This window comes from Thermococcus cleftensis, assembly GCF_000265525.1.
GTDB lineage: Archaea > Methanobacteriota_B > Thermococci > Thermococcales > Thermococcaceae > Thermococcus > Thermococcus cleftensis.
This window is the reverse complement of record NC_018015.1, coordinates 548,659-574,068: the sequence shown is the minus strand read 5'-3', so window position 1 is coordinate 574,068 and position 25,410 is coordinate 548,659. Positions and strand designations below refer to the sequence as shown.

Here is a 25,410-nt window from a genome sequence, read left to right as displayed (position 1 = left end):
GAAAGGGGCTCAGCCCTTAAGCTTTTCTATGACCTCGCGGAGGTTGGCGAGCATTTCCTCGATGTCCTCGAAGGTCATGTAGCCCATGTTTCCAATGCGGAAGGTTCTTTCGGCGACGCTTCCGTAGCCCTTGGCCAGCTCGAAGCCGCGCTCGCGCATCGCGTTGTAGACGTCGACACCCTTCATTCCTTCGGGGACGACGACGGCTGTAATGGTCGGGCTCTCGTAGCCGGGCTCGGCGAGTATCCCAAGCCCCATCTCCTTGACTCCCTCGCGTATCATCTCGCTCCTCTTCCTGTACATGTCGAGCCAAGCCTCTTTGCCGCCCATCTTCTCAACAATGCGGAGCACGACGTTGAGACCAAACACCTGCGGGAGCGGCGGAGTTGAGGGCGTTCCCTTCTTTTTCTCGTTGAACTTCTTGTAGAGCGGAAGGTCGAAGTACCAGCCGCGCTCGGGCATCTTCTCCGCTATCTCAAAGACCCTCTCGCTGACGGCAGCAACAGCTAACCCCGGCGGGACGCCGAAGGCCTTCTGCGAGCTGGCGAATATCATGTCGAGGCCCCACTCGTCAAACTTTATGTCTGCACCGCCCATCGCGGAAACAGCGTCGACGAAGAGCAGCTTGTCGTGCTCGTGGACGACCTTTGCCAGCTCGGGGAGCGGGTTCAGCACGCCGGTCGAGGTCTCGTTGTAGGTTATGGTTACCGCAACGACGTCGGGGTTCTTTCTCAAAGCCTCGTCGAGCTCCTCCGGCTTGATAGCTTTTCCCGGCTCCTTCTCGAGGATTATCGCTCTCCTTCCATTGGCCTCGACGACGTCTGCAAAGCGTTTTCCGAAGGCGCCAATGACGGTGACGAGAACTTTTCCGCCGTGAGGAACCGTGTTCCTGACCGCGGCCTCCATGAAGCCTGTACCGGAGCTGGGGAAGAGTATTATCTCGCCTTTCTCAGCTTCAAGGAACTTCCTGAGCCTCTCAAGGGTGTCAACGTGAACGGCCTTTGCCTCAGCAGAGCGGTGGCTGAACATCTGGACGCTCATTATCGCGAGAACCTCGGGGAAGCAGGCAACGGGTCCGGCGGTGAAGAGCTTGTACTTTGGCTTGACGAGCTCGTACAGCTCCCTGTAGGCTTCTTCATACTCCATTTCGAACCTGAGTTCCATCAACATCACCTCGGCGGGAGTTGAGCCGGGATCTATAAAAGGGTTCTCCCAGGCTTTGCGGGGGGTTTCTGAAGCTTTTTCCGTTGCCCGTGAACATAAATGAAAAGTTTTCAACCCTACTAAGACTTTTAAAAGCTACGCCCTAACGCTTAGAAGGTGGTCTGATGGAACGGAGACGCCTGGCTGGGATAGTCCTGCTCATCATTTCGGCCTTCACGGGGACGATAGCCTTCCGCCTGGCAACGCCTGCGATAGCCTTCTACACCCGTGACGTGCTCCAGGCTTCCATGCTCTCAATCTCGATAGTCTCGATGTCCTTCGTGCTCGCGAGGGCATTTTCGTCGATATTCGGGGGATGGTTCCTCGAGAGGGGGAAAAGGCTCGTCTACATAGGGGCCATTGCCATGATGGGAAATGCAATAGCCGTTCAGCTCTACCCCCTCACCTCGAGCTGGCTTCAGGTCGCCGGGATAAAGCTCCTGAACGGCTTCCTCAACGGTCTGAGCTGGCCGATGGCGCAGTTTGTAATAGCCGTTGCCACACCCAAGGAGATAAGGGCGAGGGTAACTGCCGTGTATTTCTTCTTCGGGAGCATAGCCTCCCTCCTCGGGAACTACGTCTACGCCTACACCATAGACCTGGGACTTGGAGGCCAGATGTGGATTTCCTCGGTCTTCTTTGTCCTCACTGGCCTGATAATGGTTGCCAGCTACGCTCTCCTCTACGGGCTGATAACGCCGAGGAGAAAGGAAACCCCCGGTGGAGAGGGGCCGAGCCTCGACCCGAAGAGGATTTTGATAATCGCATCGCTGATGGCGGTAATAGTTGCCTTCACCTCCGGCGAGATAACCTACGTCTACGTCTCCGAGGCCCTCGGGCTGGAGAAGGCAAGGACGGCCACGCTCATCGGCTGGGCTGGCTTTCTCTCCGCGATGCTGAGCTACTTCGCTTCCTGGCTCGCCGACGTCAGGAGCGAGAGGAGAATGGTCCTGCTCACCTCCATTATGGCGGCGGTTTCTCCGCTTCTGGCGGCCGTGAAGACAGCTCCTACGGTTTTCCTGGGGATATTCCTTGCTCTCTTTGCCTTCCAGAGCTTCAGGCCGATATCGAGAAAGGTTCTCGCTTCCTACCACCGCTCCTCCCTCGCGATAGGAGGGGTAAACGCGGTTCAGAACCTATCGACCTTCCTAGGCGGCATGCTCTTCGGCTTTGCCTATTCCCTCGGCGAGCTCCACGGTGCTGTAACGCTCAACCTCGCCCTGCTGGCGTTTCTTCCGGTGTCAGTGGCACTGCTCTGGCAGAGCGTTAAGCTTAAAGGTCGTGGCAAATAATCCCTGATGAGAGCAAGCGCTCCAAAACTTTTATAAAAGCGAGGTCAAGCTAAGTTTAGGCTTAGCTTACGCTCATTTGGAGGTGAGATAATGGGACTGAGACCAGCCAAGATTGATAGGGACGTTGATAAGCCCGCTTACACGAGGAGGGAGTACATACGCGGCGCGCCCGGACCGAAGATAACGATCTTCGACATGGGCAACCTCTCAGCCGAGTTTGAATACGAGGTCAGCCTTCACGCCGAGCAGGCCATGCAGATAAGGCAGAACGCCCTTGAGGCCATTCGTATCCAGGTGAACAGGTACCTCCAGAAGAACGTCGGAAGGAGCAACTACCACTTCAAGATCCGCGTTTACCCGTTCCAGGTGCTTAGGGAGAACCCTATGGCAACCGGAAGAAAGGCCGACCGTTACGGAAACGGTATGCGCAGGCCCTTCGGAAAGCCGATTGGCCTTGCCGCCCGCGTCAAGAAGGACCAGAAGATACTCACCGTCTGGGTGAACGAGAACCACCTCAAGTTTGCCCTCGGTGCCATGCACAGGGCCAAGATGAAGCTCCCCTACAGCGCTTACTTCAGGATATACGACAAGGAAGGCAACGACGTCACCACCAAGGTCCTCTCCACGATGAAGCGCTGAATCATTTTTCCCTATTATCTTGCCCTTTTCTCTGTTGTGATTCCAGGATTGGTGTGCGTTTGTCATATACTCATAATGATTATTAACGATGCCGTCCAAATTAGGTCGGTGGGACGATGGTAAGTTCCGACTTTAAGGCCATGCTCCTCAAGCTCGGCGTCCCGGAGGAGCGCCTTAACGTTCTGGAGGGCAAGGGCGGCATAGTTGAGGACGAATTTGGGGGCATCAGGTACGTTCGCTTCCGCGACTCCGCCAGGGGCTTCCGGCGCGGGACGGTGGTCTTTGAGAACGGCGACGTTGTTTTGGGCTTCCCCCACATAAAGCGCATCGTTCAGCTGGAGAACGGAATAAGGCGAGTCTTCAAGGGCAGACCCTTCTACGTCGAAGAGAAGGTGGACGGCTACAACGTGCGCGTCGTGAAGGTGAAGGATAAGATTCTTGCCCTCACGAGGGGTGGTTTTGTCTGCCCCTTCACGACGGAGAGAATACTCGACTTCGTGAACGAGGAGTTCTTCAGGGACTACCCGAACCTCGTCCTGGCGGGAGAGATGGCCGGACCGGAGAGTCCGTACATTGTCGAGGGACCCCCATACGTTAAGGAGGACATCCGGTTCTTCCTCTTTGACATACAGGAGAAGGGAACGGGGCGGAGCCTTCCAGTGGAGGAGAGGCTCAAGTTGGCTGAGGAGTACGGTATCGAGCACGTTGAGACCTTCGGCGTCTACGACCGCTCGAAAATCGACGAGCTGTACGAGCTAATCGAGAGGCTCAGCCGCGAGAGGAGGGAGGGCATCGTCATGAAAACACCCGACATGAAGAGAATCGCGAAATACGTCACCCCCTACGCCAACATAAACGACATCAGGATAGGCTCCCACATATTCTTTGACCTTCCTCATGGTTACTTCATGGGGAGGATTAAACGCCTCGCCTTTTACCTGGCCGAGAGGAAGGTGAAGGGGGAGGAGTTCGACGGGTACGCCAGGGCCCTTGGAAAGGCCCTCCTAGGGCCCTTCGTCGAGAGCATCCACGAGGTTGCCAGCGGCGGCGAGGTCGAGGAGGTCTTCACGGTGCGGGTGAAGAGCATCAGCACCGCACATAAGATGGTGACCCACTTCGAGAGGCTTGGGGTCAGGATACACATCGAGGACATCGAGGACCTGAAGAACGGCTACTGGAAGATAACCTTCAAGCGCGTTTATCCCGACGCCACGCGGGAGATGAGGGAGCTGTGGAATGGTTTGGCGTTTGTGGACTGAGATATTATCTGAGTGAAGATTATCCCGGGGAAGATAATCTTTATTTTAACTTGTACCCCCGCAAGCTACTCGTGGGGATACAAGTTGAGTTTACACATTTTTGCCCCATATTATAAGCTTTGAAACATCTTCCTGGCAGGGGAGCTGTTGGGACAACGGTTGCTTCTGTAAATTCCGCCAAAAGCCTGTGGCTCTTCACAACGTGAAGTCTGCTTTGCAAAAAAGTTTCACACCATCAACACCAAAAAAGGGTGGAAGGGTTCGAAAGCCTTTTAAATAGTCTCCATAGACCCCACTTCAGCGTTGAAGTTAGCACAGCGAAGGATGACGGAAAAATGGCCTGGCACGTCTTCATTCCCGATTCGCTCCTCGAGGAAACCGACGACCCAAAAATCAGGACGTACAAGGTTGGACAGATAGCCAGGAGCTGCGCGATATTCGGCGTCGAGCACGTCTGGATATACAGGGCGGGCGGCAGGGACGGGAGGTTCATCAAGACGATCCTGGAGTACGCGGAAACGCCCCAGTACCTCAGGAAGAGGCTGTTCCCGCTGATGCCCGAGCTCAGGTACGTCGGCGTTATCCCGCCGCTGAGGACGCCCCACCACAAGCTCAAAGGCAAGCCCAGGGTTGGGGAAATCCGCGAGGGCTTCGCCTTCCGGAAGGGCAGAAGGGTCTACGCGGACATCGGCCTCGACGAGCTCGCCCTGGTGGAGGGGGACGTTGAAGGGCGCACAACCTTCAGAATCGTCTCGGTAAGGCCGCTCAGGGTAGTGCCCGCGAAGCCAGAGAAGTACTGGGGATACAGGGTGCATCTCACGAGGAAGTCACTGGCAAAAACACTTAAAAAGGCCAGGCTGGATCTGACCATCGCGACCTCAAGGAGGGGTCGCGACGTCAGGGAGGTGAAGCTTCCCCCGCTCGAGGGGGAGGTCGGATTCGTCTTCGGCTCACCGAGGAAGGGCGTGATGGAGCTCCTCGGCGAGGAGGAATATGACTTTGATCTAATCCTCAACACCGTTCCAAATCAGCGGACTAAAACAGTCCGCACCGAGGAGGCACTCCTCGCTACACTCGCGGTGTTTAATCTCATAAGGAGGGATTGAGATGGGAAAAATACACAGGCCAAGGAGAGGTTCACTGGCTTACTCCCCAAGAAAGAGGGCCAAGAGCATAGTCCCGAGAATCAGAAAGTGGCCGCAGGACAGTGAGGTCAGGATGCTTGGTTTCGCCGGCTACAAGGCCGGCATGACCCACGTCCTTATGATAGACGACAGACCAGGACTCACCAAGGGCAAGGAGATATTCATGCCGGTCACGGTAGTCGAGGTCCCGCCGCTCTTCGTCTACGGCATCAGGGCCTACAGGCAGGGCTACCTCGGACTTGAAACGGCCACCGAGGTCTGGTTCCACGAGCTCAACGATTACGTTAGGAGGCGCATAAAGACCCTGCCGAAGAACTACGACGAGGAGGCTTTCAAGGCCAAGCTCGGCCAGCTTGAGGATCTCGTCAACGACGGCGAGATAGTTGACGTCCGCCTTCTCGTCCACACCCAGCCGTGGCTCATCAAGCTCAAGAAGAAGCCCGAGGTCATGGAGTACGCCATCGGTGGCGACGACGTCAGGGCCAAGTTCGACTACGCCAAGGAGAAGATCGGCAAGGAGCTCCGCGCGAGCGAGGTTCTCCACGAGGGCGAGCTACTCGACGTCATAGCGGTGACCAAGGGCAAGGGAACCCAGGGCCCGGTCAAGCGCTGGGGTGTCAAGATACAGTTCCACAAGGCCCAGCGCGCTGGAAAGGGCAGGCACATCGGTAACCTCGGCCCGTGGCACCCGACCAGGGTCATGTGGACCGTCCCGCAGGCGGGCCAGATGGGCTTCCACCACAGGACCGAGTTCAACAAGAGACTCATAGCCATAGGCGAGAACGGCAAGCTCAAGCTCGACGAGAAGAACGAGATCGAGATCACCCCGAAGGGAGGCTTCCCGCACTACGGAATAATAAGGAGCGACTTCCTCATGATACAGGGCACCGTGCCTGGTTCCTTCAAGAGGATCATCAGGGTCAGGCCTGCCATAAGGCCGCCGAAGAAGAAGCCGCCCGTTGAGAGGCCGCAGATAACCTACGTCAGTAGGGAGTCCAAGCAGTGAGGTGAGATAGATGAAGGTTAAGGTTTTCAATCTCGAAGGCGAGCCGGTGGAGGAGATAGAGCTTCCAAAGGTCTTCAGCACTCCTTACAGGCCCGACCTCATCAGGCGTGCCGTCATCGCTTCCTGGACCCACAGGATACAGCCCCAGGGCAGGGACCCGATGGCCGGCAAGAGAAGGGTCACCGAGAACATAGGCAAGGGCCACGGAATGGCCAGGGTTGAGAGGATAAAGACCTCCCCGAGGTTTGCCGCCTTCGTGCCGTTCGCGAGGGGTGGAAGGAGAACCCACCCGCCCAAGGTCGAGAAGATCATCTGGGAGGACATCAACAAGAAGGAGCGCAGGCTCGCCATAATGAGCGCGATAGCGGCTACGGCCAACTACGACCTCGTCAGGGCCAGGGGTCACATCGTTGACAACGTCCCGCAGGTTCCGATAGTGGTCACCGACGACCTCGAGAAGGTCTTCAAGACCGCCCAGACCAGGGAGATATTCAAGAAGCTCGGCGTCTGGGACGACATCGAGAGGGCCAAGAGGAACACCAAGATAAGGGCCGGTAAGGGTAAGATGCGCGGAAGGCGCTACAAGAAGGCCAAGGGCCCGCTCATCGTCGTTGCCAAGAACGAGGGCATCGTCCAGGGCGCGAGGAACCACCCCGGCGTTGACGTGGTCACCGTTGAGAACCTCAGTGCCGAGCTCCTCGCCCCGGGAACCCACCCCGGAAGGCTCACCATATGGACGAAGGGAGCCATAGAGAGGCTTAGGGAGATTTACGGGTGATGAGAGATGGATCCGTACAAGGTCATCATCAAGCCGGTCGTCACGGAGAAGGCCGTGGCGATGATAGAGAACGAGAACAAGCTCACCTTCATAGTTGACAGGAGAGCCACCAAGCAGGACATCAAGAGGGCCGTGGAAGAGATGTTCGAGGTCAAGGTCGAGAAGGTCAACACCCTCATAACCATGAGGGGAGAGAAGAAGGCCTACGTGAAGCTCAAGCCTGAGTACAGCGCAAGTGAGGTTGCCGCAAGGATAGGATTGTTCTGACGGGGTGAGTGAGATGGGAAAGAGTTTGATCCAGCAGAGGAGAGGTAAGGGAACCACGACCTTTAGGGCCCCTTCCCATAGATACAGGGGTGCCGTCAGGTACGTTCCACTCAACATTACCAAGGAGAAGACCCTCGTCGGCAAGGTCGTCGAGATACTCCACGACCCGGGCAGGACCGCTCCGGTCGCCCGCGTCAAGTTCGAGAACGGTATGGAGAAGCTCATCATCGCCCCCGAGGGACTCCTCGTTGGCGAGGAGATAGCGATAGGCCCGAACGCCCCGATAAAGATAGGCAACACCCTTCCGCTCGCGATGATACCTGAGGGAAGCTACGTCTACGACATCGAGGGTGTTCCGGGCGATGGCGGCAAGTACGTCCGCGCTGGAGGTGCCTACGCGCTCGTCGTCAGCAGGGAGAAGGACAAGGTCATAGTCCAGCTTCCGAGCGGTGAGCTCAAGCAGTTCAAGCCCGAGTGCAGGGCCACCATAGGTGTCGTCGCCGGCGGTGGAAGGCTCGAGAAGCCAATCGTCAAGGCGGGCAAGGCCTACTACATAGCCAAGGCCAGGAACAGGTTCTGGCCGAAGCCGAGGGGTGTCAAGATGAACGCGGTGAACCACCCGCACGGTGGTAAGGAGCACCACATAGGAAGGCCGAGCACCGTTTCGAGGCGCGCTCCGCCCGGAAGGAAGGTCGGTCACATAGCCGCGAGAAGAACGGGTAGGAGGAAGTGATGAAGATGGCGAGAAAGAAGGAGTTCAGGTATAGGGGTTACACCTTCGAGGAACTGCTCAACATGTCACTGGAGGACTTCGCCAAGCTCCTCCCGGCCAGGCAGAGGAGAAGCCTCAAGCGCGGTCTTTCCCCGGAGCAGAAGAAGCTCCTGAGGAAGATAAGGCTCGCCAAGAAGGGCAAGTACAAGAAGCCCATAAGGACCCACAGCAGGGACATGGTCATACTCCCCGAGATGGTCGGCATTACCATACACGTCTACAATGGAAAGGAGTTCGTCCCGATTGAGATCAAGGAGGAGATGATAGGCCACTACCTCGGCGAGTTCGCCCTCACGAGGAAGATCGTCCAGCACGGCTCGCCGGGTGTCGGTGCGACCAGGTCATCGATGTTCGTGGCGGTCAAGTGAGGTGGTTTAGATGAGCAGGGGCAGGTTTTCCTACTCATTCCAAAATTTTGACCCAGATAGAATGGCTCGCGCCAGCGGAAGGGATCTCAGGATATCCCCCAAGCACAGCGTCGAGCTCCTCAGGGAGATAAGGGGCATGATGCTCAACGACGCTCTCCGCTACCTCGACGACGTCATAAACCTTAGAAGGCCGGTTCCGATGAGGCGCTTCAACGACAGCCAGGGCCACAAGCCGGGCAAGGGCTTCGGTCCGGGACGCTACCCGGTCAAGGTCGCCAAGGCCGTTAAGAAGGTCCTCCTCAACGCCAAGAACAACGCCGAGCAGAAGGGCCTCGACCCGGACAGGCTCAGGATAATCCACGCCGCGGCACACAGGGGGCCCGTCCTCAGGGGTTACATACCGAGGGCCTTCGGCAGAGCCACGCCGTTCAACGAGCAGACCACCCACATCGAGATAGTCGTTGAGGAAGTTAGGAGGTGAGACTTTTGGCGATCGAGAGATACTTCATCAAGGAAGGCGTTAAGGAGATGCTCATCGACGAGTACCTTGAGAAGGAGCTCCGCAGGGCGGGCTACGGTGGAATAGACATCAAGAAGACTCCCCTTGGAACCAAGGTCACCATCTTCGCCGCCAACCCCGGCTACGTCATAGGCAGAGGTGGAAGGCGCATCAGGGAGCTCACCAGGATCCTTGAGAGGCAGTTCGGCCTTGAGAACCCGCAGATTGAGGTTGAGGAAATAAAGAACCCCTACCTCAACGCCAAAGTTCAGGCGGTTCGCTTGGCTCAGGCCCTCGAGAGGGGCGTCCACTTCAGGAGGGCTGCCTATTCAGCAATCAGGGCCATCATGAGGAACGGTGCAAGGGGCGTTGAGATTCGCCTGAGCGGAAAGCTCACCGGAGAGAGGGCAAAGAGCGTCCGCTTCTACCAGGGCTACCTCGCCAAGGTTGGCAACCCGGCCGAGACCCTCGTCAGCAAGGGCTACGCCCAGGCCAAGCTCAAGCTCGGTGTCATAGGTGTCAAGGTCTCCATCATGCCGCCCGACGCCAAGCTCCCGGACGAGATTGAGGTCCTTGAGAAGGTTCAGGAGGAAGAGGTGAGCACCAATGAAGCCGAGTGAGATTAGGGAGATGAGCATTGAGGAGATAGACAAGAAGCTCAGGGAGCTCCGCCTCGAGCTTGCCAAGGAGAGGGGTGTGCTCACCATGGGGGCCTCCATCGAGAACCCCATGGTCATAAGGAACCTCAGGCGCGACATAGCGCGCCTGCTTACCATAAAGAAGGAGAAGCTTAGGGAGAAAAGGTGAGGTTCGGTGCCAAGGATTGTTAACCCTCTGGATGAGATGCTCTTTAAGGAGGTCCTGAAGGAGCAACAGAGGATTAGGGTCTACATCGAGAAGGCCAGATACGGAAAGCTTAAAACCATAATCGAGGGCATAGACGAGAAGGAGTTTGACCTCGAGGACATAGCAAAGAAGCTGAAGGCGAAGCTGGCATGCGGTGGGACTGTAAAGAAGGGAAGGATAGAACTCCAGGGCGACCACAGAGAAAGGGTCAAGAAATTGCTCGCAGACCTTGGGTTTTCAGAGGAGCTCATAGAGGTCGAGTGAACCAGAAAAACATAATCTGGAGCGAGCTTATAGGGCTGAAAGCAAAAATTATAAGGGCATCTCATCCAGAGCTGGTTGGCATCGAGGGCTACGTCCTTGACGAGACTAGGAACACCCTCACCATCGGCGGTGAGAGGGTCTGGGTTATCCCGAAGGACGTGGTGGAGCTCGAGTTTGAGGTTGGCGATAAGAGAATCCGGATCAACGGAAAAGAGCTGATTGGAAGACCCGAGATGAGATTGAAGAAGAGGTGGCGAAAATGAGAGAGATTGGATTGAAGGTTCAGCCTCCCGCTGAGAAGTGTGACGATCCCCACTGCCCCTGGCACGGGCACCTCAAGATACACGGCAGGTACTTCGAGGGAATAGTCGTCAGCGACAAGGGCAAGAAGACCGTCGTCGTCGAGAGGCAGCACTACCACTACCTCAAGAAGTACGAGAGGTATGAGCTCAGGAGGAGCAAGGTTCACGCTCACAACCCCGAGTGCATAAACGCCAGGGTCGGTGACAGGGTCCTCATAGCCGAGACCAGGCCGATAAGCAAGACCAAGAGCTGGGTCGTCGTTGCCGTTACCAAGAGGGCTGGCGAGAGGTGATATGAATGGCGAAGAAGGGTGCAGGTGCTACGAGAGGAATTAGTCCAGTCAGGCCGACCCGCGCTCTCCCAATAGGTGCTTACCTCAAGGTTGCCGACAACAGCGGCGCCAAGGTCATCCAGATAATCGGCGTCGTCGGCTACAAGGGCACCAGGAGGAGGCTCGCTAGCGCTGGAGTCGGCGACATGGTCGTCGCCACCGTCAAGAAGGGAAGGCCCGACATCAGGCACCAGGTCGTCAGGGCGGTTATTGTCAGGCAGAGGAAGGAATACAGGCGCCTTGACGGCATGCGCGTCAAGTTCGAGGACAACGCGGCAGCGATAGTTACCCCTGAGGGTGTTCCGAGGGGAACCGAGATTAGAGGTGCCATAGCCAGGGAGGCCGCCGAGCGCTGGGTCAGGCTCGGCAGCATAGCGAGCATAGTGTTGTGAGGTGAGAAAGATGGAGTTGAAGACCAGGCAGCCGAGGAAGCAGAGGAAGTTCCTCTACAACGCTCCCCTTCACCTTAGGAGCAAGATAATGGCCGCTACCCTGAGCAAGGAGCTCAGGAACAAGTACGGCATCAGGAGCATGCCCATTAGGGAGGGCGACAAGGTTCGCGTTATGCGCGGCGACTTCAAGGGCAAGGAAGGAAAGGTCGTTGAGGTTGACCTCAAGAGGTACAGGATACACGTTGAGGGCGTCACCCAGAAGAGGACCGACGGGACCGAGGTGTTCTACCCGCTCCACCCGTCGAACGTTATGATAATCGAGCTCAACCTCGACGATGAGAGGAGAGAGAAGATAATTAATAGGAGGGCTGGTTGATGGCGAGGAAAGGAGCCAAGAGGCACCTTAAGAGGCTTGCCGCTCCCAATCAGTGGTATATACACAGGAAGGCCTACAAGTGGGCGGTCAGGCCGAGGCCGGGTCCGCACAGTATGAAGACCTCGATACCCCTGCTCTACATCGTGAGGGACTACCTCGGCTACGCCAGGACCGCCCGCGAGGCTAGGAAGATACTCAACGAGGGCAAGATACTCGTTGATGGCAGGGTTAGGAAGGACTACAAGTTCCCGGTCGGAATCATGGACGTCATCTCTATTCCCGAGACCGGCGAGCACTACAGGGTTCTTCCGAACAGGATCGGTAAGCTCATACTCCACCCGATAAGCGAGAAGGAAGCCAACATCAAGCCGCTCAGGATAAGCAACAAGCGCATGGTCAAGGGAGCCAAGGTTCAGCTCAACCTCCACGACGGAAGCAACCACCTGGTCACCATCGACGAGAAGGACAAGTACATGACCGCCTACACCGTCCTCATGAAGGTCCCCGACAGGGAGGTCATCGAAGTTCTCCCGTTCGAGGTCGGTGCCTACGTCTTCGTTACCCAGGGTAAGAACGTCGCGAGGAAGGGTAAGGTCGTCGAGGTCAGGCAGTTCCCGATGGGCTGGCCGGACGTCGTCACCATCGAGGACGAGAACGGCGAGCTCTTCGATACCCTGAAGGAGTACGCCTTCGTCGTTGGTAAGGACAAGCCGGAGATTTCCCTTCCGTGAGGTGAGATGAGATGCAGATCAACAGAGAGGCCATCCTGGCGGACTGGGAAGCTCACCCGATGAGAAGGCCCAGGATTGCGAAGGTCACCATAAACATTGGTGTCGGCGAGAGCGGTGAGAGGCTTACCAAGGCCGAGACCATGCTGGAGGGACTCGTCGGCCAGAAGCCGATAAGGAGAAGGGCCAAGCAGACCAACAAGGACTTCGGCATCAGGCGCGGCGAGCCGATAGCGGTCAAGGTCACCCTCCGCGGCAAGAAGGCCGAGGAGATGCTCGACAGACTCCTTGAGGCCGTAGACAGGAAGCTCAAAGCCAGCAACTTCGACGAGCACGGCAACTTCTGCTTCGGAATCCAGGAGCATATCAACATACCCGGCGTCGAGTACGACCCGGAGATAGGCATCTTCGGTATGGACGTCTGCGTCACCCTCGAGAGGCCCGGATTCAGGGTCGCCAAGAGGAAGAGGCAGAGGAAGAAGATACCGAACAGGCACAAGCTGACCAAGGAGGAGGGTATCGTCTTCGCTATGGAGGAGTTTAAGGTCACCGTGGAGGGATTGTGAGATGGCGAAGGCTGACTACAACAAGAGGAAGCCCAGAAAGTTTGGGAAGGGCGCGAGAAGGTGCGTGCGCTGCGGCCAGTACGGGCCGATAATCAGGATACACGGCCTTATGCTCTGCAGGCACTGCTTTAGAGAGATAGCCCCCAAGCTGGGCTTTAAGAAGTACGAGTGAGGTGAGAGGAGATGACTCTACTTGATCCGCTGGCGAACGCTCTCTCCCACATAACCAACAGCGAGAGGGTCGGGAAGAAGGAGGTCTACCTCAAGCCGGCCTCCAAGCTCATGGGAGAGGTTCTCAGGGTTATGCAGGAGAACGGCTACATCGGCGAGTTTGAGTTCATAGACGACGGAAGGGCAGGCATCTACAGGGTGCAGCTCATAGGCAAGATCAACAAGGCTGGCGCAATAAAGCCACGCTTCCCGGTCAAGGCCAGGGAGTTCGAGGCCTGGGAGAAGAGGTTCCTTCCGGCCTTCGAGTTCGGTATCCTTATCGTCTCGACCTCCCAGGGCGTCATGACCCACAAGGAAGCCATCGAGAAGGGAATCGGCGGAAGGCTGATAGCCTACGTCTACTGAGGTGAGAGCAATGCCGATAGACGCGTGGGTAAGGGAAGAGGTTGAGATTCCAGAGGGAGTCGAGGTCACCGTTGAGAACAACGTCGTCAAGGTCAGGGGTCCCAAGGGCGAGCTCGAGAGGGAGCTCAGGTACCCTGGCGTTCAGATTTTCACCGAGGACGGCAAGGTTGTCGTCTTCAAGGAGTTCCCGAGGAAGCGCGATATAGCCATAGCGAGAACCTTCAAGGCCCACATAGCCAACATGATCAGGGGTGTCACCGAGGGCTTTACCTACAAGCTTAAGGTTGTCTACAGCCACTTCCCCATGACCGTCAAAGTTCAGGGCGATGAAGTCGTCATCGAGAACTTCCTCGGTGAGAAGAACCCGAGGAGGGCCAAGATACTACCGGGCGTCACCGTCAAGGTTCGCGGTCAGGAGGTCATCGTGGAGGGCATCGACAAGGAGGCGGTCGGCCAGACCGCTGCCAACATCGAACAGGCAACGAGGATAACCAAGTGGGACAGGCGCGTCTTCCAGGACGGAATTTACATCGTTGAGAAGGCTGGTAAGCCGATAAAGTTCTGAGGTGTGAGAAATGAACGAGAAGGCGAGACTCCTTAAGATAAGGGCCAGGATCAAGAGGAAGAAGCCCCGCTTCCTCCGCCAGGAGTGGTGGCGCTATCCGAAGTTCAAGAACGACCCGAAGTGGCGCAGGCCGAAGGGAATCGACAGCAAGATGAGGCTCAAGAAGAAGGGCAAGCCCCGCTCACCCAGCATAGGCTGGAGTTCACCGAAGGCCGTTCGCGGGCTCCACCCGAGCGGCTACGAGGAAGTTCTCGTCCACAACGTCAAGGAGCTTGAGGCCATCGACCCGACCAGGCAGGCCGCAAGGATCGCGAGAACCGTTGGCGCCAGGAAGAGGGAGGCAATACTCGCCAGGGCGAGGGAGCTTGGAGTGAAGGTACTCAACCCGTGAGGTGAGGCTCATGCTCAAGATGCAGAGAAGGATTGCCGCTGATTTGTTGAAGTGCGGTGAGAACAGGGTCTGGATCGACCCCGAGAGGATTGACGACGTTGCGGCTGCCATCACCAGGGAGGACGTGAGAAGGCTTATTAACGACGGTGTCATCAGGAAGAAGCCCGTCAAGGGCCAGAGCAGGGCAAGGGCGAGGGCTTTCCAGGAGGCCAGGAAGAAGGGCCGTCACAGGGGGCCTGGAAGCAAGAAGGGTAAGAAGACCGCCAGAATGGGCAAGAAGGAGCGCTGGATAATGACCATTCGCGCCCTCAGGAAGGAGCTCAGGAAGCTCAAGGCCGAGGGCAAGATCGACGAGCACACCTACAGGAGGCTCTACATCAGGGCCAAGGGCGGCCAGTTCAAGAACAAGAGGCAGCTCTACCTGTTCATGCAGGAGCACGGTATCTTGAAGGAGTGAGGTGAGAGAGATGGCACACGGACCGAGGTATAGGGTTCCGTTCAGGAGGAGGAGAGAGGGTAAGACTAACTATCACAAGAGGCTAGCCCTCCTCAAGTCTGGAAAGCCTAGGCTTGTGGTGAGGAAGACCCTCAACCACCACATTGCCCAGATAGTGGTTTACGACCCAAAGGGTGACAAGACGATAGTTTCGGCTCACACCAGAGAGCTCATGAGGGACTTCGGCTGGAAAGGCCACGGAGGAAACACTCCATCTGCTTACCTGCTCGGTCTCCTCATCGGCTACAAGGCCAAGAAGGCCGGCGTTGAGGAGGCCATACTGGACATAGGCCTCCACCCGCCGACCAGGGGTTCCAGCATATTCGCCGTCCTCAAGGGTGCCGTTGATGCTGGCCTCAACGTCCCGCACAGCGAGGAGATCTACCCGGAGGACTACAGGATAAACGGTGAGCACATAGCCAGCTACGCCAAGGCCCTCAAGGAGGAGGACGAGGCGCGCTATAGGAAGCAGTTCTCCGGTTACCTCGTCAAGGGCCTTGAGCCCGAGAAGCTCCCCGAGCACTTTGAGGAGGTTAAGGCTAAGATAATCGAGAAGTTTGAGGGGGCGAGAGAATGAGCGACCCGAGAGAGATAGCCCAGCGCGTCCTTGAGGAGTGGGAGCCGAGGACCAAGCTCGGTATGCTCGTCAAGGAGGGCCAGATAACTGACATTCACGAGATATTCCGCAAGGGATACCAGATCAAGGAGCCGGAGATAGTTGATGTGCTCCTTCCCGAGGTGAACCTCAGGGAGAACCAGGAGGTTCTTGACATAGCCCTAACCGTCAGAATGACCGACAGCGGCAGGAGGATCCGCTTCCGCGTTCTCGCGGCAGTTGGCAACAGGGACGGCTACGTCGGCCTTGGCATCGGCCACGGGAAGGAGGTTGGAATAGCCATCAGGAAGGCCATCAACTACGCCAAGATGAACATCATCGAGATAAAGCGTGGCTGCGGTTCCTGGGAGTGCAGGTGCAGGAGACCACACTCGATTCCGTTCGCCGTCGAGGGCAAGGAAGGCAGCGTCCGCGTCAAGCTCATGCCGGGACCGCGTGGACTTGGTCTCGTTATAGGTGACGTCGGCAAGAAGATACTTAGCCTCGCCGGCGTCCAGGACGTCTGGTCCCAGACCCTCGGTGAGACGAGAACCACCGTTAACTTCGCCAAGGCAGTCTTCAACGCCCTCTACAACACCAACCGCGTTGCCATTAAGCCCGAGGACATCGAGCGCTACGGTATCATAGTTGGAAGGGAGATGCCAACAAGCTTCCAGGTTGAGTGAGGTGAGAGAAGATGGCAAAGCTCGCACTCATCAGGCTTAGGAGCGGGATAAGGGCGAGGGGTGAAGTTAGGGACACCCTCGCCATGCTCCGCCTTCACAGGATCAACCACCTCGTCCTCGTCGACGACACCCCTAGCTACAGGGGTATGGTTCAGAAGGTCAAGGACTACATCACCTGGGGCGAGATTGACAAGGAAACCCTCGCCAAGCTCATCAGAAAGAGGGGCAGGCTCATCGGTAACAAACCGGTTACCGACGAGTACGTCAAGGAGAAGCTTGGAATGACCATCGAGGAGTTCGCCGAGAAGGTCGTCAGCGGTGAGATGAAGCTCACAGACCTGCCGAACATCAAGCCGGTCTTCAGGCTCCACCCGCCGAGGGGAGGGCTGAAGGGCAGCAAGAAGCGCAGCTTTAGGGAAGGCGGAGCACTCGGCTACCGCGGCGAGAAGATAAACGAGCTCATTGAGAGAATGCTCTGAGGTGGCGAGAGATGATAAGGAGAAGGAAGAAGGTTAGGAAGCTCCGCGGAAGTCACACTCACGGGTGGGGCTGCAAGAAGAAGCACCGCGGCGGCGGTAGCAAGGGCGGTAAGGGAATGGCCGGAACCGGTAAGAGGAAGAACACCAAGTGGACCTGGACCATCAAGTACGCCCCGGACCACCTTGGCAAGAGGGGCTTCCACAGGCCAAAAGCAGTTCAGTACACCCCGAAGACCATAAACCTCAGCGACATCGATGAGAACCTCCAGCTCTTCCTCGACATGGGCGTCGCCTACGAGGAGGAGGGGAAGATAGTCGTCGATGTTACCCAGCTCGGCATCGACAAGGTTCTCGGAACCGGGAAGCTCACGAGGCCCATTACCATCAAGGCCTACTACGTCACCCCAAAGGCTGAGGAGAAGATCAAGGCCGCTGGCGGCGAGGTTCTCCTCGCCTGATTCCCCTTTAATTTAACACTTTTGGCGGGTGTTAATCATGGGGTTCAGAAACGTAGTGTTCGCGATTGAGAGGTACTTCCCCGAAGTCGAGCGGCCCAAGAGGCACGTGCCGCTCAAGGAGAAGTTCATGTGGACGGGCATTGTTCTACTGTTATACTTCATTCTCGCGGAGATTCCCCTCTACGGAATCCCCGCTCAGATTCAGGACTACTTCGCCACTCTGAGGTTCGTGCTCGCTGGGAGAAGTGGTTCGCTCCTGACCCTTGGTATCGGTCCAATCGTCACCGCCAGCATCATTATGCAGCTTCTCGTTGGTTCTGAAATCGTTCACCTCGATCTCTCGAATCACGAGGATAGGAGGTTTTACCAGGCCGCTCAGAAGCTGTTTGCAGTATTCATGAGCTTCTTTGAGGCGGCCATCTACGTGTTCGCTGGAGCCTTTGGTAAAGTGGACATGGGGCTTGGTGCCTTCCAAACCGTCACGACACCCGCCGGACAGGTTTACATTGGCCTGGGCCTGGGAATACTCATCATACTCCAGCTTGGATTTGCCTCGACAATACTTATCCTCCTTGATGAGCTGGTGAGCAAGTGGGGAATAGGGAGCGGTATAAGCCTCTTCATCGCAGCTGGTGTCTCCCAGACCGTCATCACCAAGGCATTCAATCCCTTCACCACCAACGAGTACATAGACCCGGTCACCGGTGGACCGGCGATAATAGGTGCCATTCCGGCCTTCATACAGCACCTTATCCACGGGGACCTCACTGGTGCGCTCTACAGGGGAACCCTCCCGGACATGCTGGACGTTGCAGCCACTGTATTGGTGTTCCTCGTGGTCGTTTACCTGGAGAGCATGCGCGTTGAGATCCCGCTTAGCTACGGCCGCGTTACCGTTCGTGGAAGGTACCCGATAAGGTTCATGTACGTCAGCAACATTCCGATTATCCTGACCTTTGCCCTCTACGCCAACATACAGCTCTGGGCCAGACTGCTCAACAACTACGGCTACACCTTCTTGGGAACCTTCGACCAGAACGGCTACCCCCTGACCGGATTCGTCACCTATCTCTACCCGCCCAGGGACATCTACCACGTCATAGCCGACCCGGGAAGGGCACTGGTCTACGCGCTGATGACAATATTCTGGTCAATAATCTTCGGTTTCCTGTGGGTCGAGCTCACCGGCTTGGACGCCAAGAGCATTGCCAGACAGCTCCAGAGCGCGGGCCTTCAGATACCGGGATTCAGAAGGGACCCGAGGATACTGGAGAGGGTGCTCAACAGGTACATCCCCTACGTTACCTTCTGGGGATCCTTCACACTAGCATTGGTAGCGGTGCTCGCGGACTTCCTCGGGGCGCTCGGTACCGGAACGGGAATCCTCCTTACGGTGGGCATACTCTACAGGTTCTACGAGGAGATAGCCAGGGAGCAGGCCACCGAGATGTTCCCGGCACTGAGGAAGTTCTTTGCCAAGTGACTTTCTTTTCTTTCACAAAACCTTTTAAACTCGGGTCTGTTACTTTCTCCAGAAACCTTCCTGGGTGAGCATGATGCCGTTTGTGGTCATGATAACAGGAATTCCAGGGGTGGGAAAGAGCACCATAACCCGGCTGGCACTCAAGAAGGCCCGGGCCAAGTTCCGGCTCGTGAACTTCGGCGACATAATGTTCGAGGAGGCCGTTAAGGCAGGTTTGGTCAAGCACCGGGACGAGATGCGGAAGCTCAACCCCAACGTTCAGAAGGACCTTCAGATGAAGGCCGCGAGGAGGATAGTGGAGATGGCCCAGAGTGAGCCCATTCTGATAGACACCCACGCGACCATAAGGACACCCGTTGGCTACCTTCTCGGCTTCCCCAGGGAGGTTATCGAGGTTATAAACCCAAACTTCATCGTGATCATCGAGGCCACCCCGAGCGAGATCCTCGGAAGGCGCCTCCGCGACCTGAAGCGCGACCGCGATGTAGAGACCGAAGAGCAGATACAGAGGCACCAGGATCTGAACCGTGCCGCTGCCGTGAGTTACGCCATGCACTCGAACGCGCTTATTAAGATAATTGAAAACCATGAGGATAAGGGCCTTGAGGAGGCCGTCCACGAGCTTGTTGAAGTACTTGATCTGGCGGTGGGAGAGTATGATTGAGGGGATATACGCTTTCCTTGATAGTGTATTCGGACCCATGATACAGTCCTACCACCCGATATGGGTAGTTACGGTATCGGGAATAATACTCGGTGGCTTCTTCACGATACTGAACTACGTTCTGGTCGACCAGAACAAGGTGAAGATGCTTCAAAAGAAGAGCAAGGAGTTCCAGAAGAAGTACAAGGAGGCCCAGGCTGCCAAGGACGAGAAGAGGCTCAAGAAGCTCCAGCAGGAGCAGATGGAGCTCATGAAGCTCCAGAGTGAGGTCATGAAGGACACGATGTTCAAGGTCACCCTCCTGACGCTGCCGATATTCTGGATATTCTTCGGCTGGCTCAGGAGATGGTACGTCGAGGTGGGCATAGTTAAGTCCCCCTTCGACTTCTTCCTCTTCGACTGGTTCCACGGCCTCTACCACTCCGCACTACCAGCGAGCGAGCTAGGCTACGTCGGCTGGTACGTTCTGACGTCGATGATAACCGGCTATGTCCTTAGGAAGCTCCTTGACATGGGTTAAATTTAAAAACACTCCGAAAATAGGGGTTGCGAGGTGAGAGGAATGAAGCCGATGTACAGGTCAAGGTCATGGAGGAGGAAGTACGTCAGGACTCCGGGCGGAAGGACGGTTATCCACTTCGAGCGCAGGAAGCCCAAGGTTGCCCACTGCGCTATGTGCGGAAGGCCCCTCAACGGCGTTCCGCGCGGAAGGCCGAGTGAGCTCAGGAAGCTCCCGAAGACTGCGAAGAGGCCCGAGAGGCCCTACCCGAACCTCTGCCCGAGCTGCATGAGGAAGGTCATGAAGGCTCAGGTCAGGGCTGGCATAGCCCTTTGATACGCTGAGGTGCTAACATGCCGAAGGGCTGCCTCGTCATAACTGTCAGCGGCTTGGCCGGTTCCGGGACGACCACTCTCTGCAGGAACCTGGCCAGGCACTATGGATTCAAGCACATCTACGCGGGCCTAATCTTCCGCCAAATGGCCAAGGAGATGGGTATGTCCCTGGAGGAGTTCCAGCAGTACGCCGAGCTTCACCCCGAGATCGACCGAGAGGTGGACAGAAGGCAGGTCGAGGCAGCCAAGGAGTGCAACGTCGTTATTGAGGGCCGCCTCGCGGGCTGGATGGTGAAGGAAGCGGACCTCAAGATATGGCTCGACGCTCCGATAATGGAGCGCGCCAGACGCGTCGCGAGGAGGGAAGGTATCTCCGTTGAGGAGGCCTTTGTCCAGATTGCCGAGCGCGAGAAGGGCAACAGGAAAAGGTATTTAAACCTCTACGGGATTGACATCGACGACAAGTCGATTTACGACTTGATAATCAACACCGCCCACTGGGATCCCGATGGGGTCTTCGCTATAGTGAAGGCCGCCATCGACCACCTATACCCCGACGGTGACGCGGGGTCGGGTGCAAACCCGGGCAACAAAAAGAAGGAGGTGGGATGAATGCCAGCTATTGAGGTTGGAAGGCTCGCGGTTGTTATAGCCGGAAGGAGGGCAGGTCAGAAGGTCGTCGTCGTGGACATCATCGACAAGAACTTCGTCCTCGTTACAGGCGCCGGCCTCAACAAGGTCAAGCGCAGGAGGATGAACGTCAAGCACCTCGAGCCCCTTCCGGAGAAGATCAGCATCGAGCGCGGCGCCGACGACGAGGCCGTCAAGGCCGCCCTCGAGCAGGCTGGAATCAGCCTCGAGTGAACGGGGGAGCTTGCCTCCCCAACTTCTCAACGCTTTTAAGTCTCTTCTCCAACACCCTTCGGTGGTTCCATGAAAACCGCTCTTGTGACGGGTGCAACCGGGGGCATAGGCAGGCTTCTGGTGGAAGGGCTTGTTGAAAAAGGCTATCTGGTCGTAGGAGTCGGCAGGAACAGGGAGCGGCTAGAGAGTCTCAAAGGCCTGGGGAACTTTGAGTACATTGTTGCGGATCTCCGCGACCGGAACTCTCCGGAGAGGATAGCCGGGGCCCTGCGTGAGCTGGGCATTGGCAAACTCGATCTGCTCATCAACAACGCCGGATTCGCCCTGAGAAAGCCCCTCCTTGATCACTCGGGAGATGAGCTGGAAGGCGTTTTTAGGGTCAATGCCGTGGCCCCGGTGGAGCTTACCCGAGAGCTTCTCCCCTTCCTCAGCGAAGGCTCCACGGTGGTGTTCATAATCAGCGGCGTCGCCTTCGTCAACGTCCCCGAGCTGCCCTCTTACTGTGCCGCTAAGGGTGCACTCCACTACCTGGTGGTGAACCTCGAAAAGGAGCTTCTGGATAGGGGAATCCATGTTATGAGGGTGTATCCCAAGCAGGTCAGGACCGGATTCTGGAACGGAAAGGTTCCGAAGGGCTCGATAGAGCCGGAAGGGGTTGCAAGAGCGGTATTGAAGGGGCTTGAAAAGGGCAAGCGGGAGGTTTTCGTGCCGGGCTACTTGAAACTCGTCAAATACCTCCCGAACTGGCCGGTCTTTACTTACCGGTTTAAATACTAAGCTCAGGTTTATAAGGCGCTATTCCGAACTTAGGGCGATAACGCTCATCGGGTGATGCTCATGGCGAGGGACGAAGTGAGGAGAATACTCCCTGCTGACATAAAGCGAGAAGTCCTTGTCAAGGACGATAAGGCCGAGACAAATCCAAAGTGGGGCTTTCCGCCGGAGAAGAGGCCCATGGAGATGCACATGCAGTTTGGCATAATCAACCTCGACAAGCCCCCTGGACCGACGAGCCACGAGGTGGTCGCGTGGATCAAGAGGCTGTTCAACCTGAACAAGGCCGGCCACGGCGGAACCCTTGACCCCAAGGTCAGCGGTGTTCTTCCAGTCGCTCTGGAGAGGGCCACGAGGGTGGTTCAGGCACTTTTGCCGGCCGGGAAAGAGTACGTGGCTCTAATGCACCTCCACGGTGAGGTCCCGGAGGACAAAATATACGCCGTCATGAAGGAGTTCGAGGGAGAGATAATCCAGAGGCCGCCCCTGAGGAGCGCAGTCAAGAGAAGGCTCAGGACGAGGAAGGTGTACTACATTGAGATACTCGAGATAGACGGCAAGGACGTGCTCTTCCGGGTTGGAGTTGAGGCGGGAACCTACATAAGGTCGCTTATCCACCACATCGGCCTGGCCCTTGGAGTCGGTGCCCACATGGCCGAGCTGAGGAGGACGAGGAGCGGTCCCTTCAAGGAGGACGAGACGCTGGTGACGCTTCACGACCTCGTGGACTACTACCACTTCTGGAAGGAGGACGGCATCGAGGAGTACTTCAGGAAGGCGATACAGCCTATGGAAAAAGCGGTGGAGCACCTCCCAAAGGTCTGGATTAGAGATTCTGCCGTTGCGGCGGTAACCCACGGTGCTGATTTAGCCGTTCCGGGGATAGTCAAGGTTCACAAGGGCATCAAGAAGGGAGACCTCGTCGCGGTCATGACCCTTAAAGACGAACTCGTGGCTTTGGGCAAGGCCACCATGACGAGCGGCGAGATGCTCCAGAGGAGCAAGGGCATAGCCGTCGATGTAGACAAGGTCTTCATGCCGAGGGACTGGTATCCGAAGATGTGGTAGAAACTTTGCGGAGCAAAGTTTCATCAAAGTTGGTAGCTCCTTCCCAAAGTTCCTTTTTTGAATGATTCCTTGATTAATGGGTTGTTTGAAAGGGAGAACTAAGTTAGGTACTCTTTTGCTGAGGTTTAGCTCTAAAAAGACGCCCGAAGGGCGTCAAAAGAAAAGCAAACCTATACAAAAGGGCCCCTGCAAAAGGATTCTCACTTAAAACGTCGGGCTTTAAGTTGGAAACCAGCCCTTCAGGGGTAACGCAATGGAGGAGCTACAATTTTTGGTCAAGCTTTTGCGCAAGCAAAGGTTGATAAACCCCTCAACGAACCACCGCACATGAGCCACTACTACTCAGAAGAACCGAACGTCCCGCTGAAGACGAAGACCATAGAGGTCTGTCTTAGAGGGCACTGCTTCCGGTTCATCACAGCGAGCGGTGTCTTCTCCTTCGGCAAGCTCGACAGGGGAACGGAGTTGCTCATAGAGAGTATGGTACTTGATGATGGCTGGCGCGTCTTGGATTTGGGTTGCGGCTACGGGGCGATTGGGATAGTGGCTTCTCGCTTCGTGGACTACGTGGTGATGACCGACGTGAACAGAAGGGCCGTAAAAATGGCGAGGAAAAACTTAAAAATCAACGGCGTTAGAAACGCCGAGGTTAGGTGGGGAAACCTCTACGAGCCTGTTGAAGGCGAGAAGTTCGACGCAATCATCACTAATCCCCCGGTGCACGCGGGAAAGGAAGTGCTGAGGGAAATAGTTATAAACGCTCCCCGGCATCTCAACGATGGAGGCCTCCTGCAACTGGTAATCAAGACCAAGCAGGGGGCAAAGTATATTAAGGCTCTGATGAATGACCACTTCACCGAAGTGAGAGAGCTGGCTAAGGGGAGCGGCTACCGCGTGTATGCCGGGATCGCCTAGCCTGGGATGGCGCGGGCCTTGAGAGCCCGTGTCCGTATGGACACCGGGGTTCAAATCCCCGTCCCGGCGCCAAAATCCTCTCTGAAGGATTGAGACGGAGGTGTATTCGTAATGACGGACAACTTCAGACACATCGTCCGTGTAGCGGGAGTTGATCTGGACGGAAATAAGCAGCTTAGATGGGCCCTTACGGGCATCAAGGGTATAGGCATAAACTTCGCGACCATGGTGCTCAGGGTTGCAGGGATCGACCCGTACATGAAGACTGGCTATCTGACCGACGAGCAGGTCAAGAAGATTGAGAAGATACTCGAGGACCCGATCGCCCACGGCATTCCTGCCTGGGCAGTGAACAGGCCGAAGGACTACGAGACTGGCAAGGACATGCACCTCATCACCGCCAAGCTCGTCATGGCCTGGCGCGAGGACGTCAACAGGCTCAGGAGAATACGCGCTTACCGCGGCATAAGGCACGAGCTCGGCCTGCCGCTCCGCGGACAGAGGACCAGGTCGAACTTCAGGCACGGTAGCACCCTCGGTGTGAGCAGGAGGAAGAAGTGAGGTGGTGTAAATGGGAGACCCGAAGAGGCAGAGGAAGAAGTACGAGACTCCCTCTCACCCCTGGATTAAGGAGAGGCTCGACCGCGAGAGAGTCCTCATGAAGAAGTACGCCCTCAAGAACAAGAAGGAGCTTTGGAGGCATGAGACCCAGCTCAAGGAGTTCAGGCGTAGGGCGAGGCGTCTCCTCGCCGCTCGCGGCAAGCAGGCTGAGATTGAGAGGCAGCAGCTCCTTCAGAGGCTCAACAGGCTCGGACTCCTTCCGGCCGACGCGGTCCTCGATGACGTTCTCTCCCTTACCGTTGAGGACGTCCTTGACAGGCGCCTCCAGACCATCGTCTACAAGAAGGGCCTCGCCAGGACCATCAGCCAGGCCAGGCAGCTCATAGTCCACGGCCACATAGAGGTGAACGGCCAGATAATCCGCTCGCCGGGCTACCTCGTCCTTCGCGAGGAGGAGGACACCATCACCTACTCGAAGACCTCTCCTTTCGCCAAGGAGAGCCACCCCGAGAGAATGGTTATCGAACAGGCCAAGCAGGGTGGTGAGGCATGAGCGAGGAGCAGCAGATTAACATAAAGAAGAAGGAGAAGTGGGGAGTGGCTCACATCTACTCGAGCTACAACAACACGATAATCCACATCACCGACCTCACCGGGGCCGAGACGGTCAGCAGGTGGAGCGGTGGTATGGTCGTCAAGGCTGACAGGGACGAGCCCTCCCCGTATGCGGCTATGATCGCCGCCAGGAGGGCCGCTGAGGAGGCCATGGAGAAGGGCTTCGTCGGTGTTCACATCAAGGTCCGCGCCCCGGGAGGAAGCAAGAGCAAGAGCCCGGGACCGGGTGCCCAGGCCGCCATCAGGGCCCTCTCCAGGGCTGGTCTCAGGATAGGAAGGGTTGAGGACGTCACCCCGATTCCGCACGACGGCACCAGGCCGAAGGGCGGAAGAAGGGGCAGGCGCGTCTGAC

General features: G+C 56.8%; 41 protein-coding genes and 1 tRNA gene. 41 read left to right on the top strand and 1 reads right to left on the bottom strand.

Annotated features, from left to right (window positions below):
- Positions 1-9: 9 nt before the first annotated feature.
- Entirely contained in the window at positions 10-1,164 is a 1,155-nt protein-coding gene (locus CL1_RS03295) for a pyridoxal-phosphate-dependent aminotransferase family protein (protein ID WP_014788475.1), read from the bottom strand.
- A gap of 164 nt (positions 1,165-1,328) precedes the next feature.
- Here CL1_RS03295 and CL1_RS03290 point away from each other — a divergent pair, with 164 nt between their 5' ends.
- The 41 genes from CL1_RS03290 to CL1_RS03090 all read left to right on the top strand — a co-directional run bounded on the left by CL1_RS03290 (position 1,329) and on the right by CL1_RS03090 (position 25,409).
- On the top strand, positions 1,329-2,495 hold the full coding sequence (locus CL1_RS03290) for an MFS transporter (RefSeq protein WP_014788474.1): 1,167 nt from the start codon (positions 1,329-1,331) through the stop codon (positions 2,493-2,495).
- Between the two features lie 90 nt (positions 2,496-2,585).
- Positions 2,586-3,134: a 50S ribosomal protein L16 gene (locus CL1_RS03285; RefSeq protein ID WP_014788473.1), complete on the top strand. Its 549-nt coding sequence runs from the start codon at positions 2,586-2,588 to the stop codon at positions 3,132-3,134.
- Between the two features lie 116 nt (positions 3,135-3,250).
- Positions 3,251-4,393, top strand: a complete 1,143-nt coding sequence (locus tag CL1_RS03280) for an RNA ligase (RefSeq protein WP_014788472.1) — start codon at positions 3,251-3,253, stop codon at positions 4,391-4,393.
- A gap of 335 nt (positions 4,394-4,728) precedes the next feature.
- Entirely contained in the window at positions 4,729-5,499 is a 771-nt protein-coding gene (locus tag CL1_RS03275; RefSeq protein ID WP_014788471.1) for a putative RNA uridine N3 methyltransferase, read from the top strand.
- Between the two features lies 1 nt (position 5,500).
- The gene (locus CL1_RS03270) at positions 5,501-6,544 is read left to right on the top strand and encodes a 50S ribosomal protein L3 (RefSeq protein ID WP_014788470.1); all 1,044 of its coding nucleotides are present in this window, start codon (positions 5,501-5,503) and stop codon (positions 6,542-6,544) included.
- Positions 6,545-6,554: 10 nt separating this feature from the next.
- A complete protein-coding gene (gene rpl4p / locus CL1_RS03265; RefSeq protein ID WP_014788469.1) occupies positions 6,555-7,322 on the top strand; it encodes a 50S ribosomal protein L4 in 768 nt (255 codons plus the stop codon).
- A gap of 6 nt (positions 7,323-7,328) precedes the next feature.
- Complete coding sequence (locus tag CL1_RS03260; RefSeq protein ID WP_014788468.1) at positions 7,329-7,589, top strand: 50S ribosomal protein L23; 261 nt, start codon at positions 7,329-7,331, stop codon at positions 7,587-7,589.
- Positions 7,590-7,602: 13 nt separating this feature from the next.
- Positions 7,603-8,322 (top strand): 50S ribosomal protein L2, encoded by a 720-nt coding sequence (locus tag CL1_RS03255; protein WP_014788467.1) that lies wholly within the window; start codon positions 7,603-7,605, stop codon positions 8,320-8,322.
- Between the two features lie 5 nt (positions 8,323-8,327).
- Positions 8,328-8,729, top strand: a complete 402-nt coding sequence (locus CL1_RS03250) for a 30S ribosomal protein S19 (RefSeq protein ID WP_048152347.1) — start codon at positions 8,328-8,330, stop codon at positions 8,727-8,729.
- A gap of 10 nt (positions 8,730-8,739) precedes the next feature.
- A complete protein-coding gene (gene rplV / locus CL1_RS03245; protein ID WP_014788465.1) occupies positions 8,740-9,210 on the top strand; it encodes a 50S ribosomal protein L22 in 471 nt (156 codons plus the stop codon).
- A gap of 5 nt (positions 9,211-9,215) precedes the next feature.
- Entirely contained in the window at positions 9,216-9,848 is a 633-nt protein-coding gene (locus CL1_RS03240) for a 30S ribosomal protein S3 (RefSeq protein ID WP_014788464.1), read from the top strand.
- Positions 9,835-10,035 carry a 50S ribosomal protein L29 gene (rpmC, locus tag CL1_RS03235; protein ID WP_014012554.1) on the top strand — a complete coding sequence of 67 codons (201 nt, stop codon included), beginning with the start codon at positions 9,835-9,837 and terminating at the stop codon, positions 10,033-10,035. Before CL1_RS03240 ends, rpmC begins: the two co-directional genes overlap by 14 nt.
- Before the next feature lie 36 nt (positions 10,036-10,071).
- Entirely contained in the window at positions 10,072-10,338 is a 267-nt protein-coding gene (gene yciH / locus CL1_RS03230) for a stress response translation initiation inhibitor YciH (protein ID WP_014788463.1), read from the top strand.
- Positions 10,224-10,601, top strand: a complete 378-nt coding sequence (locus tag CL1_RS03225; RefSeq protein WP_083830184.1) for a ribonuclease P protein component 1 — start codon at positions 10,224-10,226, stop codon at positions 10,599-10,601. Before yciH ends, CL1_RS03225 begins: the two co-directional genes overlap by 115 nt.
- On the top strand, positions 10,598-10,933 hold the full coding sequence (locus tag CL1_RS03220) for a 30S ribosomal protein S17 (RefSeq protein WP_014788462.1): 336 nt from the start codon (positions 10,598-10,600) through the stop codon (positions 10,931-10,933). The genes CL1_RS03225 and CL1_RS03220 overlap by 4 nt, the downstream gene beginning before the upstream one ends.
- A gap of 5 nt (positions 10,934-10,938) precedes the next feature.
- Entirely contained in the window at positions 10,939-11,364 is a 426-nt protein-coding gene (locus tag CL1_RS03215) for a 50S ribosomal protein L14 (protein WP_014788461.1), read from the top strand.
- 10 nt (positions 11,365-11,374) lie between these two features.
- Positions 11,375-11,740: a 50S ribosomal protein L24 gene (rplX, locus tag CL1_RS03210; protein ID WP_014788460.1), complete on the top strand. Its 366-nt coding sequence runs from the start codon at positions 11,375-11,377 to the stop codon at positions 11,738-11,740.
- On the top strand, positions 11,740-12,471 hold the full coding sequence (locus CL1_RS03205) for a 30S ribosomal protein S4e (RefSeq protein ID WP_014788459.1): 732 nt from the start codon (positions 11,740-11,742) through the stop codon (positions 12,469-12,471). The genes rplX and CL1_RS03205 overlap by 1 nt, the downstream gene beginning before the upstream one ends.
- An 11-nt stretch (positions 12,472-12,482) precedes the next feature.
- A complete protein-coding gene (locus tag CL1_RS03200; RefSeq protein WP_014788458.1) occupies positions 12,483-13,034 on the top strand; it encodes a 50S ribosomal protein L5 in 552 nt (183 codons plus the stop codon).
- Between the two features lies 1 nt (position 13,035).
- Positions 13,036-13,206, top strand: coding sequence for a 30S ribosomal protein S14 (locus tag CL1_RS03195; RefSeq protein ID WP_012571038.1), 171 nt, complete (start codon positions 13,036-13,038; stop codon positions 13,204-13,206).
- 11 nt (positions 13,207-13,217) lie between these two features.
- Positions 13,218-13,610 (top strand): 30S ribosomal protein S8, encoded by a 393-nt coding sequence (locus tag CL1_RS03190; RefSeq protein ID WP_014788457.1) that lies wholly within the window; start codon positions 13,218-13,220, stop codon positions 13,608-13,610.
- Positions 13,611-13,620: 10 nt separating this feature from the next.
- Entirely contained in the window at positions 13,621-14,175 is a 555-nt protein-coding gene (locus tag CL1_RS03185) for a 50S ribosomal protein L6 (RefSeq protein ID WP_014788456.1), read from the top strand.
- Between the two features lie 10 nt (positions 14,176-14,185).
- On the top strand, positions 14,186-14,566 hold the full coding sequence (locus CL1_RS03180; protein WP_014788455.1) for a 50S ribosomal protein L32e: 381 nt from the start codon (positions 14,186-14,188) through the stop codon (positions 14,564-14,566).
- Positions 14,567-14,576: 10 nt separating this feature from the next.
- Entirely contained in the window at positions 14,577-15,023 is a 447-nt protein-coding gene (locus CL1_RS03175) for a 50S ribosomal protein L19e (protein WP_014788454.1), read from the top strand.
- 10 nt (positions 15,024-15,033) lie between these two features.
- The gene (locus tag CL1_RS03170) at positions 15,034-15,639 is read left to right on the top strand and encodes a 50S ribosomal protein L18 (RefSeq protein ID WP_014788453.1); all 606 of its coding nucleotides are present in this window, start codon (positions 15,034-15,036) and stop codon (positions 15,637-15,639) included.
- Positions 15,636-16,343 (top strand): 30S ribosomal protein S5, encoded by a 708-nt coding sequence (gene rpsE, locus CL1_RS03165; RefSeq protein WP_014788452.1) that lies wholly within the window; start codon positions 15,636-15,638, stop codon positions 16,341-16,343. Before CL1_RS03170 ends, rpsE begins: the two co-directional genes overlap by 4 nt.
- 11 nt (positions 16,344-16,354) lie before the next feature.
- Positions 16,355-16,822, top strand: coding sequence for a 50S ribosomal protein L30 (locus CL1_RS03160; RefSeq protein ID WP_014788451.1), 468 nt, complete (start codon positions 16,355-16,357; stop codon positions 16,820-16,822).
- 11 nt (positions 16,823-16,833) lie between these two features.
- Positions 16,834-17,280, top strand: a complete 447-nt coding sequence (locus CL1_RS03155; protein ID WP_014788450.1) for an uL15m family ribosomal protein — start codon at positions 16,834-16,836, stop codon at positions 17,278-17,280.
- A gap of 37 nt (positions 17,281-17,317) precedes the next feature.
- Positions 17,318-18,763, top strand: coding sequence for a preprotein translocase subunit SecY (secY, locus tag CL1_RS03150; protein WP_014788449.1), 1,446 nt, complete (start codon positions 17,318-17,320; stop codon positions 18,761-18,763).
- 73 nt (positions 18,764-18,836) lie between these two features.
- Positions 18,837-19,427 carry an adenylate kinase gene (locus tag CL1_RS03145; RefSeq protein WP_014788448.1) on the top strand — a complete coding sequence of 197 codons (591 nt, stop codon included), beginning with the start codon at positions 18,837-18,839 and terminating at the stop codon, positions 19,425-19,427.
- Positions 19,420-19,947: a DUF106 domain-containing protein gene (locus CL1_RS03140; protein WP_014788447.1), complete on the top strand. Its 528-nt coding sequence runs from the start codon at positions 19,420-19,422 to the stop codon at positions 19,945-19,947. The genes CL1_RS03145 and CL1_RS03140 overlap by 8 nt, the downstream gene beginning before the upstream one ends.
- Before the next feature lie 42 nt (positions 19,948-19,989).
- Positions 19,990-20,262: a 50S ribosomal protein L34e gene (locus CL1_RS03135; protein ID WP_014788446.1), complete on the top strand. Its 273-nt coding sequence runs from the start codon at positions 19,990-19,992 to the stop codon at positions 20,260-20,262.
- A 17-nt stretch (positions 20,263-20,279) separates the two neighbouring features.
- Positions 20,280-20,873, top strand: coding sequence for a (d)CMP kinase (cmk, locus tag CL1_RS03130; RefSeq protein WP_014788445.1), 594 nt, complete (start codon positions 20,280-20,282; stop codon positions 20,871-20,873).
- The gene (locus tag CL1_RS03125) at positions 20,874-21,125 is read left to right on the top strand and encodes a 50S ribosomal protein L14e (protein ID WP_014788444.1); all 252 of its coding nucleotides are present in this window, start codon (positions 20,874-20,876) and stop codon (positions 21,123-21,125) included.
- A 69-nt stretch (positions 21,126-21,194) separates the two neighbouring features.
- Entirely contained in the window at positions 21,195-21,902 is a 708-nt protein-coding gene (locus CL1_RS03120) for an SDR family NAD(P)-dependent oxidoreductase (RefSeq protein ID WP_014788443.1), read from the top strand.
- 60 nt (positions 21,903-21,962) lie between these two features.
- Positions 21,963-22,967 (top strand): RNA-guided pseudouridylation complex pseudouridine synthase subunit Cbf5, encoded by a 1,005-nt coding sequence (locus tag CL1_RS03115; protein ID WP_014788442.1) that lies wholly within the window; start codon positions 21,963-21,965, stop codon positions 22,965-22,967.
- 327 nt (positions 22,968-23,294) lie between these two features.
- On the top strand, positions 23,295-23,882 hold the full coding sequence (locus CL1_RS10550; RefSeq protein ID WP_083830183.1) for a class I SAM-dependent methyltransferase: 588 nt from the start codon (positions 23,295-23,297) through the stop codon (positions 23,880-23,882).
- Positions 23,868-23,954, top strand: a tRNA-Ser gene (locus tag CL1_RS03105). The genes CL1_RS10550 and CL1_RS03105 overlap by 15 nt, the downstream gene beginning before the upstream one ends.
- A 39-nt stretch (positions 23,955-23,993) precedes the next feature.
- Positions 23,994-24,443 carry a 30S ribosomal protein S13 gene (locus CL1_RS03100; protein ID WP_014788441.1) on the top strand — a complete coding sequence of 150 codons (450 nt, stop codon included), beginning with the start codon at positions 23,994-23,996 and terminating at the stop codon, positions 24,441-24,443.
- A gap of 10 nt (positions 24,444-24,453) precedes the next feature.
- Entirely contained in the window at positions 24,454-24,996 is a 543-nt protein-coding gene (locus CL1_RS03095) for a 30S ribosomal protein S4 (RefSeq protein ID WP_014788440.1), read from the top strand.
- Positions 24,993-25,409 (top strand): 30S ribosomal protein S11, encoded by a 417-nt coding sequence (locus CL1_RS03090; protein WP_014788439.1) that lies wholly within the window; start codon positions 24,993-24,995, stop codon positions 25,407-25,409. The genes CL1_RS03095 and CL1_RS03090 overlap by 4 nt, the downstream gene beginning before the upstream one ends.
- Position 25,410: the final 1 nt, after the last annotated feature.

Coding starts and splice junctions, on each gene's coding strand:
- CL1_RS03200 (WP_014788458.1), top strand. CDS start 12,483: ATGCAGATCAACAGAGAGGCCATCCTGGCGGACTGGGAAGCTCACCCG.
- CL1_RS03145 (WP_014788448.1), top strand. CDS start 18,837: ATGCCGTTTGTGGTCATGATAACAGGAATTCCAGGGGTGGGAAAGAGC.
- rplV (WP_014788465.1), top strand. CDS start 8,740: ATGAGCAGGGGCAGGTTTTCCTACTCATTCCAAAATTTTGACCCAGAT.
- CL1_RS03275 (WP_014788471.1), top strand. CDS start 4,729: ATGGCCTGGCACGTCTTCATTCCCGATTCGCTCCTCGAGGAAACCGAC.
- CL1_RS03140 (WP_014788447.1), top strand. CDS start 19,420: ATGATTGAGGGGATATACGCTTTCCTTGATAGTGTATTCGGACCCATG.
- CL1_RS03120 (WP_014788443.1), top strand. CDS start 21,195: ATGAAAACCGCTCTTGTGACGGGTGCAACCGGGGGCATAGGCAGGCTT.
- CL1_RS03295 (WP_014788475.1), bottom strand. CDS start 1,164: ATGGAACTCAGGTTCGAAATGGAGTATGAAGAAGCCTACAGGGAGCTG.
- CL1_RS03180 (WP_014788455.1), top strand. CDS start 14,186: ATGAACGAGAAGGCGAGACTCCTTAAGATAAGGGCCAGGATCAAGAGG.
- CL1_RS03125 (WP_014788444.1), top strand. CDS start 20,874: ATGCCAGCTATTGAGGTTGGAAGGCTCGCGGTTGTTATAGCCGGAAGG.
- cmk (WP_014788445.1), top strand. CDS start 20,280: ATGCCGAAGGGCTGCCTCGTCATAACTGTCAGCGGCTTGGCCGGTTCC.
- CL1_RS03215 (WP_014788461.1), top strand. CDS start 10,939: ATGGCGAAGAAGGGTGCAGGTGCTACGAGAGGAATTAGTCCAGTCAGG.
- CL1_RS03135 (WP_014788446.1), top strand. CDS start 19,990: ATGAAGCCGATGTACAGGTCAAGGTCATGGAGGAGGAAGTACGTCAGG.
- CL1_RS03095 (WP_014788440.1), top strand. CDS start 24,454: ATGGGAGACCCGAAGAGGCAGAGGAAGAAGTACGAGACTCCCTCTCAC.
- CL1_RS03185 (WP_014788456.1), top strand. CDS start 13,621: ATGCCGATAGACGCGTGGGTAAGGGAAGAGGTTGAGATTCCAGAGGGA.
- yciH (WP_014788463.1), top strand. CDS start 10,072: ATGCTCTTTAAGGAGGTCCTGAAGGAGCAACAGAGGATTAGGGTCTAC.
- CL1_RS03250 (WP_048152347.1), top strand. CDS start 8,328: ATGGCGAGAAAGAAGGAGTTCAGGTATAGGGGTTACACCTTCGAGGAA.
- CL1_RS03260 (WP_014788468.1), top strand. CDS start 7,329: ATGGATCCGTACAAGGTCATCATCAAGCCGGTCGTCACGGAGAAGGCC.
- CL1_RS03175 (WP_014788454.1), top strand. CDS start 14,577: ATGCTCAAGATGCAGAGAAGGATTGCCGCTGATTTGTTGAAGTGCGGT.
- CL1_RS03225 (WP_083830184.1), top strand. CDS start 10,224: ATGCGGTGGGACTGTAAAGAAGGGAAGGATAGAACTCCAGGGCGACCA.
- rplX (WP_014788460.1), top strand. CDS start 11,375: ATGGAGTTGAAGACCAGGCAGCCGAGGAAGCAGAGGAAGTTCCTCTAC.
- rpl4p (WP_014788469.1), top strand. CDS start 6,555: ATGAAGGTTAAGGTTTTCAATCTCGAAGGCGAGCCGGTGGAGGAGATA.
- CL1_RS03170 (WP_014788453.1), top strand. CDS start 15,034: ATGGCACACGGACCGAGGTATAGGGTTCCGTTCAGGAGGAGGAGAGAG.
- secY (WP_014788449.1), top strand. CDS start 17,318: ATGGGGTTCAGAAACGTAGTGTTCGCGATTGAGAGGTACTTCCCCGAA.
- CL1_RS03205 (WP_014788459.1), top strand. CDS start 11,740: ATGGCGAGGAAAGGAGCCAAGAGGCACCTTAAGAGGCTTGCCGCTCCC.
- CL1_RS03190 (WP_014788457.1), top strand. CDS start 13,218: ATGACTCTACTTGATCCGCTGGCGAACGCTCTCTCCCACATAACCAAC.
- CL1_RS03220 (WP_014788462.1), top strand. CDS start 10,598: ATGAGAGAGATTGGATTGAAGGTTCAGCCTCCCGCTGAGAAGTGTGAC.
- CL1_RS03100 (WP_014788441.1), top strand. CDS start 23,994: ATGACGGACAACTTCAGACACATCGTCCGTGTAGCGGGAGTTGATCTG.
- CL1_RS03195 (WP_012571038.1), top strand. CDS start 13,036: ATGGCGAAGGCTGACTACAACAAGAGGAAGCCCAGAAAGTTTGGGAAG.
- CL1_RS03155 (WP_014788450.1), top strand. CDS start 16,834: ATGATAAGGAGAAGGAAGAAGGTTAGGAAGCTCCGCGGAAGTCACACT.
- CL1_RS03255 (WP_014788467.1), top strand. CDS start 7,603: ATGGGAAAGAGTTTGATCCAGCAGAGGAGAGGTAAGGGAACCACGACC.
- CL1_RS03285 (WP_014788473.1), top strand. CDS start 2,586: ATGGGACTGAGACCAGCCAAGATTGATAGGGACGTTGATAAGCCCGCT.
- CL1_RS03280 (WP_014788472.1), top strand. CDS start 3,251: ATGGTAAGTTCCGACTTTAAGGCCATGCTCCTCAAGCTCGGCGTCCCG.
- CL1_RS03160 (WP_014788451.1), top strand. CDS start 16,355: ATGGCAAAGCTCGCACTCATCAGGCTTAGGAGCGGGATAAGGGCGAGG.
- CL1_RS10550 (WP_083830183.1), top strand. CDS start 23,295: ATGAGCCACTACTACTCAGAAGAACCGAACGTCCCGCTGAAGACGAAG.
- CL1_RS03270 (WP_014788470.1), top strand. CDS start 5,501: ATGGGAAAAATACACAGGCCAAGGAGAGGTTCACTGGCTTACTCCCCA.
- rpmC (WP_014012554.1), top strand. CDS start 9,835: ATGAAGCCGAGTGAGATTAGGGAGATGAGCATTGAGGAGATAGACAAG.
- rpsE (WP_014788452.1), top strand. CDS start 15,636: ATGAGCGACCCGAGAGAGATAGCCCAGCGCGTCCTTGAGGAGTGGGAG.
- CL1_RS03290 (WP_014788474.1), top strand. CDS start 1,329: ATGGAACGGAGACGCCTGGCTGGGATAGTCCTGCTCATCATTTCGGCC.
- CL1_RS03090 (WP_014788439.1), top strand. CDS start 24,993: ATGAGCGAGGAGCAGCAGATTAACATAAAGAAGAAGGAGAAGTGGGGA.
- CL1_RS03115 (WP_014788442.1), top strand. CDS start 21,963: ATGGCGAGGGACGAAGTGAGGAGAATACTCCCTGCTGACATAAAGCGA.